This window comes from Stenotrophomonas sp. NPDC077421, from assembly GCF_049545505.1.
GTDB lineage: Bacteria > Pseudomonadota > Gammaproteobacteria > Xanthomonadales > Xanthomonadaceae > Stenotrophomonas > Stenotrophomonas nematodicola.
The window spans coordinates 190,501-202,915 of the sequence record NZ_JBMWDP010000001.1 but is presented as its reverse complement, the minus strand read 5'-3'; the positions used below and the strand labels follow the sequence as shown (position 1 = coordinate 202,915).

Sequence of the window (12,415 nt, the reverse complement as noted above, 5' to 3'; positions counted from 1 at the left end):
TGGCCCTGTGGATCGCCGCGATGTCCGCGGCCCTGTCGGCCACCGCCAGTGCGATGACCGTGGCCGGTGCCAACGGCCCGTGGGCCGCCATCGCAGCCGCCACCGCCGCGCTGACGCTGGGTGCGGCCATCGTCGGCGTCCATCGCTGGCGCGATGCGCAGGACCGCCTTGCCCGGTTGCAGCGCCAGAGCGACGCACTGGGCGAGGAGCGCGACCGTATCCAGCAGCGGATGCAGCAGCAGGAGCTGCTGGAGCAGGAGCTGCTCGCCGCCAAACAGGCCGCCGAAGCCGCCGCCCTGGCCAAGGGCGAGTTCCTGGCCACGATGAGCCATGAGATCCGCACCCCGCTCAACGGCATTCTGCCGATGCTGGACCTGATCGCGCGTGGCCAGCTCGGCAGCGACCAGCGGCAGATGCTGCAGACCGCCACGGCCAGCTCACAGCAGCTGCTGCGCATCGTCGACGACATCCTCGATTACTCCCGGCTGGAGGCCAACGGCCTGGACCTGGAGATCACCACCTTCAACCTGCGCGAGCTGCTGGACGGGCTGGTGCAGCTGATGCAGCGCGCGGCCGAGCCCAAAGGCCTGCGCGTCTCGCTGGAGCTGGACCCGGCAGTGCGCCTGTCGGTACGCGGCGATCCGGTGCGGCTGCGGCAGGTGCTGAGCAATCTGCTGGTCAACGCCATCAAGTTCACCGAGCGCGGCCAGATCCGGCTGCGCGTCCTGCGGCAGGGCGAAACCAACGCCCAGCACCAGTTGCGCTTCGAGGTCGTGGACAGCGGCATCGGCATCGACGAAGCCCTGCAGGCGCGGCTGTTCCAGTCCTTCAGCCAGGCCGATGCCTCCACCACCCGTCTGTACGGCGGCACCGGATTGGGGCTGGCGATCTGCAAGCGCATCATCGACCTGATGCACGGCCGCATCGGGGTCAGCTCGACGCCCGGGCGCGGCGCCACGTTCTGGTGCGAGATTCCCCTGCTCAAGGTGCTGGGCGACCTGCCCGCCGCAGGCATCACCGTCACCCGTGCCCTGCTGGTCGGTCGCGACCCGCTGCAGCGCCAGCGGCTGGAGCGCGTGCTCGAGCACCACGACATCCGCCTGCACGCGATGGAATCAGCCGCCGATGCAGTGGACGCATTGCGCGCGCCGCAGCGCCCGGGCATCGACCCGACCCTCGCATGGGTAATCGCCGATCTCGACGCGGTGCGCCACAGTGCGGCGGCGCTGCATCGCGAAGTGGTCCACGGTGTGCGTACGCCCCCCGTGAAGCTGCTGTGGTTGCACGGTCAGGAGCCACCCGGCGCCGCGTTGATGGTCCAGGCACACGCCCTGCCACGTGAGGCCGCCGACACCGCCCTGCATGCGCTGCTGCGCCCCCAGGCCGCCTCGGCACGCCCGGCGCCGCTGCTGGCCGATGCCGCGCCGGCCCCGGCCACGCCCAGCGAGTCGCCGCTCGGCCTGCGCGTGCTGCTGGTGGAGGACAACACGGTCAACCTGCTGGTCGCGCAGCGATTGTTGCAGGTGCTGGGCTGCGAGGTCAGCACCGCCCAGGACGGCGAACAGGCGCTGCGCCACCTGCACGCGCATGCCGTGGATATCGTGCTGATGGATTGCCAGATGCCGGTGCTGGACGGGTACACCGCAACCCGGCGCTGGCGCGAACATGAAGCCGGCAGCCATGCCGCGCGCCTGCCGATCGTGGCGATGACCGCCAACGCGATGGCCGGCGACCGCGAGCGCTGCCTGCAGGCCGGGATGGATGACTATCTCTCCAAGCCCATCCAGCGCGAGTCATTGCAGGCCTGCCTGCTGCGCTGGCACGCGCCGCGTGCATCGCTCGGGGACGCCGTCGTCGCCATCGCGCCGCCGGCCGACGTGCCCCAGGCCTGGGAAGATGACGCGGCGCTGTTGTCGGCCATCGCGGCCGATCCGGCCGAAGAGTCCGCCGCCCTGCCCGTCCTTGATGCCCAGGTGCTGGATGAGTTGCTGGAGGTGATCGGCGCCGGCACTGCGCAGATCATCGGCGTCTTCCTCGACGATACGCCGCCACTGATCCGCCAGTTGCAGGAAGCCTCGGTGGCAGCCGACCTGCCCGAACTGCGCGCGCTCGCGCACAGCCTCAAGTCGGCCAGCGCCAATGTGGGTGCACTGGCGCTGTCGGCGGCCGCGCGCCGGATCGAACACGACGCACGCGCCGGCACGCTGGAGCGCCCGGCCGTGGCCGTGGCGCTGCTCATCGCGGAATTCGCCCGCGCCCGCATCGCGCTGGGCGGGTATCTGGCCCGCCTGCACGCTCCCCAGGGTCACTGAGGCGCGTGCCGCCGGCAGCTCAGTCCTCGATCTTGGTCAGCAGGTAGTTCGGCTCACCAATACGGTCAATCAGATCCAGCTGGGTTTCCAGCCAGTCGATGTGCTCTTCCTCGGATTCGAGGATCTTCACGAACAGTTGGCGGCTCACGTAGTCGGCGATCGAATCGGCATACGCCACCGCCTCGCGCAGCGTGACCACGCCATCGCGCTCCAGCGCCAGGTCGCACTGCAGGATCTCGCGCGGGTTCTCGCCGATGCGCAGCTTGCCCAGCGCCTGGAAGTTCGGCAGCCCTTCGAGGAAGAGGATGCGGTCGGACAGGATGTCCGCGTGCTTCATCTCTTCGATCGATTCCTTGTACTCGTGGTCGGCCAGCTCCTTCAGGCCCCAGTTCTTCAGCATCTTGGCGTGCAGAAAGTACTGGTTGATCGCGGTCAGCTCGTTGTAGAGGACCTTGTTGAGGAATTCGATGACCTTGGCGTCGCCCTTCATGAGCGTGCTCCTGCTGCGTGGAAACGCGCGCACTGTAGCGCTTCGCGGCGACTCATGAAGGAACGCGAATCAACCCCAGTTGCGCGGGCGTGTGTGCGGCGTGGAGAAGGTGCGTGAGGAGCCAGGCCGCGGCCTGGCGGACGCGGTCAGGCGACCTGCGCCAGACCCAGTACCGGCAGCGGCAGGTCGTGGGTGGCCCGGGCCTTGGCCAGCAGGTCCGCCGCCATGTCCAGGCAGGAACCGCAGGTGGCGCCGCAGCCAGTGCGCATGGTCAGTTCGGACACGCTGGCGACACCGCTATGGGCGGCTTCGCGGATCTGGTGGTCGGTTACCCCATTGCAGATGCAGACGTACACGTGCGGACTCGGCAGGCAGGCCGGGATGGCCTGCCGCCATTCCAATCGAAACGAGAATGGTTGTCAATTTCGAAGCTGAATCATTCTCGATACGGTTCAGTGTACCGGGTCAGGCCCCGGGCTCGCCCTTGGCCTTGCGCGGCCAGTAGCCCCGCTTCGGCAACCGCTTGCGGGGCCGGTCATGGCCCGCCGCATTGCCCGGCATCCAGGCCTCCTGTGCGGTCTTGGGCATCGATTCCACCCCGGTCCCTGCCACTCCCCGCGCGAGGGGCGCCAGGTGCCGCAGCGCGCGCGCATAGACGCCCCGCTTGAACATCACCACGTGCTCGACCGGGTACCAGAAATCCACCCACCGCCACTGATCGAACTCGGGGCTGTCGGTGTGGTCCAGCTTCACATGGGATTCGTCGCCGGCCAGGCGCAGCAGGAACCAGACCTGCTTCTGGCCGATGCAGACCTGACGTTCATTGCGGCGGATGGCCCGTGCCGGCAACCGATAGCGAAGCCACCCTGGCGTGGCACCAAGCACTTCGACGTGCTCGGGCAACAACCCGGTTTCTTCCTGCAACTCGCGATACATGGCTTCCACCGGCGTCTCATCGGTATTCATGCCGCCCTGCGGGAACTGCCAGCCATCCCGGCGCACACGTCGTGCCCAGAACACCTGCCCGTCCTGCCGCATCAGCACGATGCCGACGTTCGGTCGATAGCCGTCCGGATCGATCACGATGCGGACTCCTAGAAAAATCTACTGGCCGGGACTGTGCCACGGTGGCTGCCCACTCACAAGCACGGTGAAAAAGTGTTGACAGATTCCGAATACATCTCCAGAATTACCGGCTCCCTAGGCTATGTAGCTCAGCCGGTTAGAGCACAGCACTCATAATGCTGGGGTCGGTGGTTCGAGTCCACCCATAGCCACCAAGTTCTGCTTGGTTTTGTAGGGAAAAAGTGCAATACTTGCACGCACATATTGCCCCGTCGCCAAGCGGTAAGGCACCTGACTCTGACTCAGGCATTCGGTGGTTCGAATCCATCCGGGGCAGCCAAATATGACAAAAGGCCTGATCGAAAGATCAGGCCTTTTGTTTTGTGCGCATTGAATGGGCAATATCGGCAGCACGTTCCGGTTGCCGCCCGCGACCGGCGCATCATGGACATCGAAGGCAACCCCTGGTGGCCGGCCAGCGACCCGCAACCCCCCGTCATCCAGAACGACAAAAGCCCGGCCGAAGCCGGGCTTTTGCTTTTCCCAGGGGGATCCCGAGGGATCCCACACCAGGCGCGATGGATCAGCGCTTGGAGAACTGGGTGGCGCGACGTGCCTTGTGCAGGCCGACCTTCTTACGCTCGACTTCACGGGCGTCACGGGTCATGAAGCCAGCCTTGCGCAGCTCGGACTTCAGGGTTTCGTCGTACTCGACCAGCGCGCGGGCGATGCCCAGGCGGATCGCACCGGCCTGGCCGGTGGTGCCGCCGCCAGCGGCGGTGACCATGATGTCGAACGATTCGGTGTTCTTGGTCAGTTCCAGCGGCTGACGCACGATCATGCGTGCAGTCTCACGGCCAAAGAACTCGTCCAGCGGACGGCCATTGACGGTGATGTTGCCGGCGCCCTTGCGCAGGAACACGCGGGCGGTGGAGGACTTGCGGCGGCCGGTGCCGTAGTTTTGCGTGATAGCCATGATTAGATATCCAGAACCTGAGGCTGCTGAGCGGCGTGCGGGTGCTCGGAACCCGAGTACACCTTGAGCTTGCGGTACATGGCGCGGCCCAGCGGGCCCTTCGGCAGCATGCCCTTGACGGCGGTCTCGATGACACGCTCCGGGTGGCGCTCCAGCGCCTGGGCCAGAGTTTCGGTCTTCAGGTTGCCGATGTAGCCAGTGAAGCGGTGGTACAGCTTGTCCTGCAGCTTGTTGCCGGTGACGGCAATCTTTTCTGCATTGATGACAACCAGGTAATCACCGGTATCAACGTGAGGGGTGTAAACCGGCTTGTGCTTGCCGCGCAGACGGCGGGCCAGTTCGGTGGACAGACGGCCAAGCGTCTTGCCGGAAGCGTCGACGAGATACCAGTCGCGCTGGACGGTCTCGGACTTTGCAGTGAAAGTGCTCATGAAAGAACTCAAGTAGGTCGGGCTCATTGCGGCGCTGAACGGCCGGAACTCTGCCACGCGTTGTGAAGAGGCGGGATTGTACTGGCCCTTCCTGCCACATGCAAGCCGCCCCGCCACGCGGCTTGGCACATCGGCCCCAGGGGGCGAGAATCAACCACCCCCGCCGCGACGCCTCTCCCCCGCATGACCGCGATCCGCCAGACCACCCCGCTCGACCACCTGCTCACCGAAGCCCAACGCGCGCTGGACACGGTGTTCGGCAATCCGCCGGCCAGCCGCCCGTATCCGGCCGCGGCGACCCCGGACGTGCAGATGGACGACCGCGAGCGCCGGCATGCCGCCGGCCTGATGCGGATCAACCATGTCGGCGAGGTCTGCGCCCAGGGCCTGTATTTCGGCCAGGCGGCCGTCGCCCGCGAGGCGCAGACCCGCGCCCACCTGCTGGACGCCGCCCAGGAAGAGACCGACCACCTGGCCTGGTGCGCGCAGCGCCTGCGCGAGCTGGACAGTCGTCCCAGCCTGTTCAACCCGATCTGGTACGCCGGCAGCTACACCATCGGCACCCTGGCCGGCCTGCGTGGGGACGGCTGGAACCTGGGCTTCGTGGTGGAGACCGAGCGCCAGGTGGAAGCGCACCTGGACGAACACCTGGACACCCTGCCGCCGGCAGACCTGCGCAGCCGCGAGATCCTCAAGGTGATGAAAATCGACGAGGCCCGCCATGCCGACCACGCCGAGCATGCCGGCGCCCGCACGCTGCCCCCGCCGATTCCGGGCGTGATGGCGCTGGCATCCAAGGTCATGAAGACCATCGCCTACCGGCTGTAAGGCCCCTCGGCAGCGGCCTGGCGCCGGTGGGGCAACCTCAGCCGGAAACGAGCTTCAGGCCGATCACGCCGGCCACGATCAGGCCGATGCAGGCCAGGCGCGGCAGCGACGCGCTGTCGCCGAACAGGAAAATACCCAGCGTGGCCACGCCCAGCGCGCCGATGCCGGTCCAGATCGCATAGCCGGTGCCGACCGGGATGGTCCGCAGTGCCTGGGTCAGCAGATACAGGCTGATCGCCGCCGAAATGATGGTGGCCACGGTCGGCCAGGGCTTGGTGAAGCCATCGCTGTACTTCAGGCCCAGGGCGAACCCGATTTCAAACAGGCCGGCCAGCAGCAGATAGATCCAGGGCATGGGGGTACTCCTCATCATGAACAGAACAGATACCGGTCGCCCCGCGAGGCGGCCGTAAAAACGCACAACGGCCCGGTGTTTTCACACCGGACCGTCGTCGGGTTGCATCCGTGGAACACGAATCTGCGCAGATCCGGATGTTCCACAGGGCGGGCCGTCCCGCCTTCTGCGGCGCGTCCGGGGACTCCCCGGACGCGGTCGCTGGGTCTTACTCGGACAGATTGCGGCCGTGGAACAGCTCTTCGATCTCGCGCTTGAGCAGCGCTTCGATCTTCATGCGTTCCTTGAACGAGATGTTCTTGGCCTTTTCCTCGAACAGGTACTGGTCCAGGTCGAAGTCCTTCAGGTGCATCTTCGTGTGGAAGATGTTTTCCTGGTAGACGTTGACGTCGAACATCTCGTAACGCGACTTGATGTTCTTGGCCAGGAAGTTCTGGATCGAGTTGATCTTGTGATCGATGTAGTGCTTCTTGCCCTTCACGTCACGGGTGAAGCCACGCACGCGGTAGTCCATGATCACGATGTCCGATTCCAGACTCTCGATCAGGTAGTTCAGCGCCTTCAGCGGCGAAATCACGCCACAGGTAGCCACATCGATGTCCGCGCGGAACGTGGCGATGCCCTCCTGCGGATGCGTTTCCGGGTACGTATGGACGGTGATGTGGCTCTTGTCCATATGCGCGACCACGGCGTCGGAGATCAGCTCCTTGCCGGCCAGCTTCTTGTCGATCACCGGTTCTTCGGAGATCAGGATCGTCACCGACGCGCCCTGCGGATCGTAGTCCTGGCGCGCGACGTTGAGGATGTTGGCGCCGATGATCTCGGCGACATCGGTCAAGATCTGAGTAAGCCTATCGGCGTTGTACTCTTCATCAATGTATTCGATGTAACGCTGACGCTCTTCTTCGGTGCGCGCGTAACACACGTCATAGATGTTGAAGCTCAGCGCCTTGGTGAGGTTGTTGAAACCCTGCAACCTCAGGCGAGGCAACGGCTTGACCACGGCGGTCGATCCTGTGTGTGGTGGGAAAGGAACAATTATGGGGCAAAGTGATCGGGGGCGAAACTTGCATTGAAAGGTTTGCCTGTGCTTTGTTTGCCCTTAACAATTGTGATCGTTAAGCTGCCGGGACATAGCCGTGAATTGTTCATGAGCAAAGGGAGCGCCGTAACGTGTCATCTGTGCGCCTTGCCACAAGTCCATTGGCCCTGGATATCGCCACCATCGACCGCTTTCTGGCCCACAGCCATCGCCGTCGCTACCCTGCCCGCACGGACGTCTTCCGGCCGGGGGACCCCGCAGGCACCCTTTATTACGTGATCAGCGGCTCTGTTTCTATAATTGCCGAGGAAGATGACGACCGTGAGCTGGTCCTGGGCTATTTCGGCTCCGGGGAGTTCGTGGGGGAAATGGGCCTGTTCGTGGAATCGGACCGGCGCGAGGTCATCCTGCGCACCCGGACCCCGTGCGAACTGGCCGAAATCAGCTACGAGCGCCTCCACCAGCTGTTCCTGGGCCCGCTGTCCACCGATGCGCCGCGGCTGCTGTATGCCATCGGCCAGCAGATCTCCAAGCGCCTGCTCGACACCAGCCGCAAGGCCAGCCGCCTGGCGTTCCTGGACGTCACCGACCGCATCGTGCGCACCCTTCACGACCTGTCCCGCGAGCCGGAGGCCATGAGCCACCCGCAAGGCACCCAGCTGCGCGTCTCGCGCCAGGAACTGGCACGCCTGGTCGGCTGCTCGCGTGAAATGGCCGGCCGCGTGCTCAAGAAGCTGCAGAGCGACGGGCTCCTTCACGCCCGCGGCAAGACGGTCGTCCTCTACGGCACCCGATGAGCCCGGCAGACGCTGGGTGCCGGCCCGCAGCCGGCACTACCGCACCTTTCACCCGTTCAGGCTAGGCTGGGCGGATGGAGCCTGGCAGCGAATTCTATTGGTTCATCCTGATCGGCCTCGGCGCGCAGCTGGTCGACGGCGCCCTGGGCATGGCCTTCGGGCTGGTGTCCTCCTCGGTCCTGCTCAGCATGGGCCTGCCACCGGCTGCGGTCAGCGCCAGCATCCATACCGCCGAAGTCTTCACCACCGGGGCCTCCGGGGTCTCCCACCTGGTGGCAGGCAACGTGGATCGCCGGCTGTTCCTGCGCCTGGCGCTGCCCGGTGCGGTCGGCGGCGTGCTCGGTGCCTATGTGCTGACCCAGCTCCCCGGAGACGTGATCCGCCCGTTCATCTATGCCTACCTGCTGGTGTTGGCGGTCTTCATCCTGCTGCGCGCAGCCGGGCGGCTGATGCCGACACGGGAGGTCAAGCGCGTGCCGGTGCTGGGCTTTGTGGCCGGCCTGCTGGATGCCAGCGGCGGCGGCGGCTGGGGGCCGGTGGCCACCTCCACCCTGCTGGCCCGCGGGGGCCAGGCCCGCACCACGATCGGCACGGTCAACGCGGCCGAGTTCGTGGTCACCCTGGCGGTGTCGATCACCTTCCTGCTCTCGATGGGCCTGCAGTACCTGAACATCGTCGCCGGCCTGCTGGTCGGCGGCATGATGGCCGCGCCAGTCGCGGCGCTGCTGGTGAAGAAGGTCAAGGAGCGCTGGGTGCTGGTGGCGGTGGGCGTGCTGGTGCTGGCGATCAGCCTGTTCCAGATCGGCCACGCCGTGCACGGGTGGCTGGGAGCGTAAGCGACCGACGCAGCACGGGCAGGTGTCGACCGTTGGTCGATGCGCCCTACCGGTCGCCGCCGCGGTCCTCGCAGCCCCAGTTGAGGATCGGCGTGCCGGGCTTGAGCACCTGGCGGAAATACGCCACGCGCGACACCTTCGGATTGACCACCACCGGCGCCTTGGCCGCCAGCAGCAGCGGCAGGTCGGCGGTGCTGTCCGAGTAGGCGATGTCGATGTCGCCATAGCCGCGCTCGCGCAGCATGCGCATCTTCTCTTCGTTGTGGCAGTGGCGGGTGGCACCTACCGCGCCCAGGCGCGGCCCGACTTCGCTGCCGATCACCGGCACGCCCTGGTGGGCGACGAAGGCCAGGATCGCGCGCGCCAGTTCCGGTGGGGCGCCGGTGGCCACCACCACGCGATCGCCATTGGCACGGTGCCGGGCGAACACGTCCAGCGCCTTCGGCAGCAGCTTGGCGCGCAGTTCGGGCTCATGCTTGAGCACGTAGGCGTCGATCACGCGGTTGAATTCGCGCGCGCGGTGCAGGCCGAACGTGGCGATCCACACATACACCGAGATGCCGGCGCGCCGGGTCGGCAGCATCGCCACCAGCGGCCCGGCGATCGGCGTGACCAGCAGCGCGGCCAGCAGCCGCAGCGGGTTGCGCTTGATCAGCGAGGCGAACAGGTGGCTGCCCGAATCGCCGTCGTACAGGGTGTGATCGAAATCGAAGACCACCAGCGGGGCGTCGTCGCGCGGCGTTGGGTAGATCGCAGTCATGCGCTGAAGAATAGCTGACGCAGGCCCTCGCCGGGCTCTTCGACGCGCATGAAGGCTTCGCCGACCAGGAAGGCGTGGATACCCGCCTCGCGCATCACCCGCACGTCATCCGTGCCGAGAATGCCGCTCTCGGTGACCAGCAGGCGGTCGCGCGGCACGGCCTGGCGCATGTCCAGGGTGGTCTGCAGCGACACCTCAAAGGTGCGCAGATTGCGGTTGTTGATGCCCACCAGCGGCACCGGCACCTGGAGGGCGCGCTCGAGTTCATCGATGTCGTGCACTTCAACCAGCACATCCATGCCCAGCTGCATGGCCAGGTCGGACAGCTCGGCCAGCTGGCGGTCGTCCAGCGCGGCCACGATCAGCAGGATGCAGTCGGCGCCGAGCACGCGCGCCTCGTACACCTGGTAGGGGTCGATCACGAAGTCCTTGCGCAGCACCGGCAGCGTGCAGGCCTCACGGGCCTGCTGCAGGTAGGCGTCGGCACCCTGGAAGAAGTCCACATCGGTCAAGACCGACAGGCAGCTGGCACCGCCGAACTCGTAGCTCACCGCGATGTCGGCCGGATGGAAGTCCGGGCGGATCACGCCCTTGGAGGGGCTGGCCTTCTTGACCTCGGCGATCACCGCCGGGTTGCCCGCGGCGATCGAGGCACGCAGGGCATCGGCGAAGCCGCGCACCGGCGGGGCCTGCTCAAGCCGGGCGATCAGCGCCTCCAGCGGCACCTGGGCACGGCGCGCGGCGACTTCGTCGGCCTTGCGGGCCAGGATGGTGTCGAGGATGTCGCTCTTGTCGCTCATGTCGGTCGGGGTCCTTCAGGCCGGCCATTATCGGCCAGGCGCGGGCAATGCGTGAAACAGGGAGCGAAAACGGCTCAGCCGCCGGCGCGGATGCGGTGGGTGGCCTCGACGTACTGCTGCATGCGCAGCCGCGCACTGCCATCGGCAATGACCGCCCGCGCGCGGGCCAGGCCATCGGCGATGCTGTTGGCCACGCCGGCCACGTACAGCGCCGCACCGGCATTGAGCGCCACGATGTCCAGCGCCGGGCCCGGCTGGTTGTCCAGTACCCCGCGCAGCATCGCGATCGATTCGGCCGGGTCGGCCACCTTGAGGTTGCGGCTGGCCGACATGGCGATGCCGAAGTCTTCGGGATGGATCTCGTACTCGCGCACCTTGCCGTCGCGCAGCTCGCCCACCAGCGTGCCGGCACCGAGCGAGATCTCGTCCATGTTGTCGCGGCCCCACACCACCAGCGCGCGCTCGGCCCCCAGCTCGCGCAGGACGCGCGCCTGGATGCCGACCAGGTCGGGGTGGAACACGCCCATCAGCACATTGGTGGCGCCCACCGGGTTGGTCAGCGGACCGAGGATGTTGAAGATGGTGCGGACGCCCATTTCGCGGCGCACCGGGGCGACCACCTTCATCGCCGGATGGTGCATCGGCGCGAACATGAAGCCGATGCCGGTATCGCTGATCGCACGGGCCACTTCTTCCGGGCGCAGTTCGATGATCGCGCCCAGCGCCTCGACCGCGTCTGCGCTGCCGGACTTGGACGACACGCTGCGGTTGCCGTGCTTGGCCACCTTGGCCCCGGCGGCGGCCACCACGAACATCGCGCAGGTGGAGATGTTGAACGTGTGCGAGCCGTCGCCGCCGGTCCCGACGATGTCGATCAGGTGGGTGCGGTCCTCGACCGGCACCGCCAGTGCCAGCTCGCGCATCACCGTGGCCGCACCGGCGATCTCACCGACGGTTTCCTTCTTGACCCGCAGGCCGGTGAGGATCGCCGCGGTCATCACCGGCGACACCTCGCCACGCATCACCTGGCGCATCAGATCGACCATTTCGTCGAAGAAGATTTCGCGGTGCTCGATGGTGCGCTGCAGGGCTTCCTGGGGGGAGAAGGTCATGTGGGGTCCTTTGCGGTGCGGGGGCGGCGCGCTCAGCGCTGCAGGAAATTCTTCAGCAGGGCGTGGCCGTGCTCGGTGAGGATGGACTCGGGGTGGAACTGCACACCTTCAACCGGGTGCTCGCGATGCCGCAGGCCCATGATTTCCTCGACCGTGCCATCCTCGTTCTCGGTCCACGCGGTCACTTCCAGGCATGCCGGCAACGTTGTCTTGTCCACCACCAGCGAGTGGTAGCGCGTGGCCTGGTAGCGGTCCGGCAGGCCGGCGAACACGCCCTTGCCTTCATGCCGGATCGGCGAGGTCTTGCCATGCATGATGGTGCCGGCGCGGATCACATCACCGCCGTACACCTGGCCGATGCTCTGGTGGCCCAGGCAGACGCCGAGGATCGGCGTGGTCGGGCCCAGCCGGCGGATCAGTTCCAGCGACACGCCCGCCTCGTTGGGCGTGCACGGGCCGGGCGAGATCACAATGCGCTCGGGGGCAAGCGCGGCGATCTCATCGACGCTCAGCGCGTCGTTGCGCACCACCTTGACCTCGGCGCCCAGCGTCTGCAGGTACTGCACGAGGTTGTAGGTGAAGCTGTCGTAGTTGTCGAGCATCAACAACAT

15 protein-coding genes and 2 tRNA genes are annotated in these 12,415 nt (G+C 66.5%); 6 read left to right on the top strand and 11 right to left on the bottom strand.

Annotated features, from left to right (window positions below):
• The first annotated feature begins 11 nt into the window (after positions 1–11).
• Positions 12–2,312, top strand: a complete 2,301-nt coding sequence (locus ACPEH1_RS00920; RefSeq protein WP_423715105.1) for an ATP-binding protein — start codon at positions 12–14, stop codon at positions 2,310–2,312.
• 19 nt (positions 2,313–2,331) lie between these two features.
• On the opposite strand, the gene bfr is transcribed toward ACPEH1_RS00920, so the two are convergent.
• The 3 genes from bfr to ACPEH1_RS00905 form a co-directional block, all read right to left on the bottom strand.
• The gene (gene bfr / locus ACPEH1_RS00915; RefSeq protein ID WP_017354552.1) at positions 2,332–2,802 is read right to left on the bottom strand and encodes a bacterioferritin; all 471 of its coding nucleotides are present in this window, start codon (positions 2,800–2,802) and stop codon (positions 2,332–2,334) included.
• Positions 2,803–2,948: 146 nt separating this feature from the next.
• Positions 2,949–3,158, bottom strand: a complete 210-nt coding sequence (locus tag ACPEH1_RS00910; protein WP_026070525.1) for a (2Fe-2S)-binding protein — start codon at positions 3,156–3,158, stop codon at positions 2,949–2,951.
• 109 nt (positions 3,159–3,267) lie between these two features.
• Positions 3,268–3,885: an RNA pyrophosphohydrolase gene (locus ACPEH1_RS00905; RefSeq protein WP_017354550.1), complete on the bottom strand. Its 618-nt coding sequence runs from the start codon at positions 3,883–3,885 to the stop codon at positions 3,268–3,270.
• 120 nt (positions 3,886–4,005) lie between these two features.
• Between ACPEH1_RS00905 and ACPEH1_RS00900 the strand changes: the two genes are divergently transcribed.
• Both ACPEH1_RS00900 and ACPEH1_RS00895 read left to right on the top strand, forming a co-directional pair.
• Positions 4,006–4,082, top strand: a tRNA-Met gene (locus tag ACPEH1_RS00900).
• Between the two features lie 50 nt (positions 4,083–4,132).
• Positions 4,133–4,207 (top strand) — tRNA-Gln (locus ACPEH1_RS00895).
• Between the two features lie 243 nt (positions 4,208–4,450).
• Here ACPEH1_RS00895 and rpsI read toward each other — a convergent pair.
• A complete protein-coding gene (gene rpsI / locus ACPEH1_RS00890; RefSeq protein ID WP_017354549.1) occupies positions 4,451–4,843 on the bottom strand; it encodes a 30S ribosomal protein S9 in 393 nt (130 codons plus the stop codon).
• A 2-nt stretch (positions 4,844–4,845) separates the two neighbouring features.
• On the bottom strand, positions 4,846–5,274 hold the full coding sequence (gene rplM / locus ACPEH1_RS00885) for a 50S ribosomal protein L13 (RefSeq protein WP_017354548.1): 429 nt from the start codon (positions 5,272–5,274) through the stop codon (positions 4,846–4,848).
• A gap of 183 nt (positions 5,275–5,457) precedes the next feature.
• Here rplM and coq7 point away from each other — a divergent pair, with 183 nt between their 5' ends.
• The gene (gene coq7 / locus ACPEH1_RS00880; RefSeq protein ID WP_017354547.1) at positions 5,458–6,102 is read left to right on the top strand and encodes a 2-polyprenyl-3-methyl-6-methoxy-1,4-benzoquinone monooxygenase; all 645 of its coding nucleotides are present in this window, start codon (positions 5,458–5,460) and stop codon (positions 6,100–6,102) included.
• A 37-nt stretch (positions 6,103–6,139) separates the two neighbouring features.
• Here the strand turns inward: coq7 and ACPEH1_RS00875 are convergent, their stop codons facing one another.
• Both ACPEH1_RS00875 and speD read right to left on the bottom strand, forming a co-directional pair.
• On the bottom strand, positions 6,140–6,457 hold the full coding sequence (locus ACPEH1_RS00875) for a DMT family transporter (RefSeq protein WP_136004601.1): 318 nt from the start codon (positions 6,455–6,457) through the stop codon (positions 6,140–6,142).
• Positions 6,458–6,665: 208 nt separating this feature from the next.
• Positions 6,666–7,460 (bottom strand): adenosylmethionine decarboxylase, encoded by a 795-nt coding sequence (gene speD / locus ACPEH1_RS00870; RefSeq protein WP_017354544.1) that lies wholly within the window; start codon positions 7,458–7,460, stop codon positions 6,666–6,668.
• 170 nt (positions 7,461–7,630) lie between these two features.
• On the opposite strand from speD, the gene crp reads away from it, so the two are divergent.
• Both crp and ACPEH1_RS00860 read left to right on the top strand, forming a co-directional pair.
• Positions 7,631–8,296: a cAMP-activated global transcriptional regulator CRP gene (crp, locus tag ACPEH1_RS00865; protein ID WP_017354543.1), complete on the top strand. Its 666-nt coding sequence runs from the start codon at positions 7,631–7,633 to the stop codon at positions 8,294–8,296.
• A gap of 74 nt (positions 8,297–8,370) precedes the next feature.
• Complete coding sequence (locus ACPEH1_RS00860) at positions 8,371–9,132, top strand: sulfite exporter TauE/SafE family protein (protein WP_136004603.1); 762 nt, start codon at positions 8,371–8,373, stop codon at positions 9,130–9,132.
• Positions 9,133–9,178: 46 nt separating this feature from the next.
• Here the strand turns inward: ACPEH1_RS00860 and ACPEH1_RS00855 are convergent, their stop codons facing one another.
• The 4 genes from ACPEH1_RS00855 to ACPEH1_RS00840 form a co-directional block, all read right to left on the bottom strand.
• On the bottom strand, positions 9,179–9,892 hold the full coding sequence (locus tag ACPEH1_RS00855) for a haloacid dehalogenase-like hydrolase (RefSeq protein ID WP_017354541.1): 714 nt from the start codon (positions 9,890–9,892) through the stop codon (positions 9,179–9,181).
• Positions 9,889–10,692 carry an indole-3-glycerol phosphate synthase TrpC gene (trpC, locus tag ACPEH1_RS00850; protein WP_017354540.1) on the bottom strand — a complete coding sequence of 268 codons (804 nt, stop codon included), beginning with the start codon at positions 10,690–10,692 and terminating at the stop codon, positions 9,889–9,891. Before trpC ends, ACPEH1_RS00855 begins: the two co-directional genes overlap by 4 nt.
• Positions 10,693–10,766: 74 nt before the next feature.
• Positions 10,767–11,804 carry an anthranilate phosphoribosyltransferase gene (gene trpD, locus ACPEH1_RS00845; protein ID WP_017354539.1) on the bottom strand — a complete coding sequence of 346 codons (1,038 nt, stop codon included), beginning with the start codon at positions 11,802–11,804 and terminating at the stop codon, positions 10,767–10,769.
• A 32-nt stretch (positions 11,805–11,836) separates the two neighbouring features.
• Positions 11,837–12,415 carry an anthranilate synthase component II gene (locus tag ACPEH1_RS00840; protein WP_017354538.1) on the bottom strand — a complete coding sequence of 193 codons (579 nt, stop codon included), beginning with the start codon at positions 12,413–12,415 and terminating at the stop codon, positions 11,837–11,839.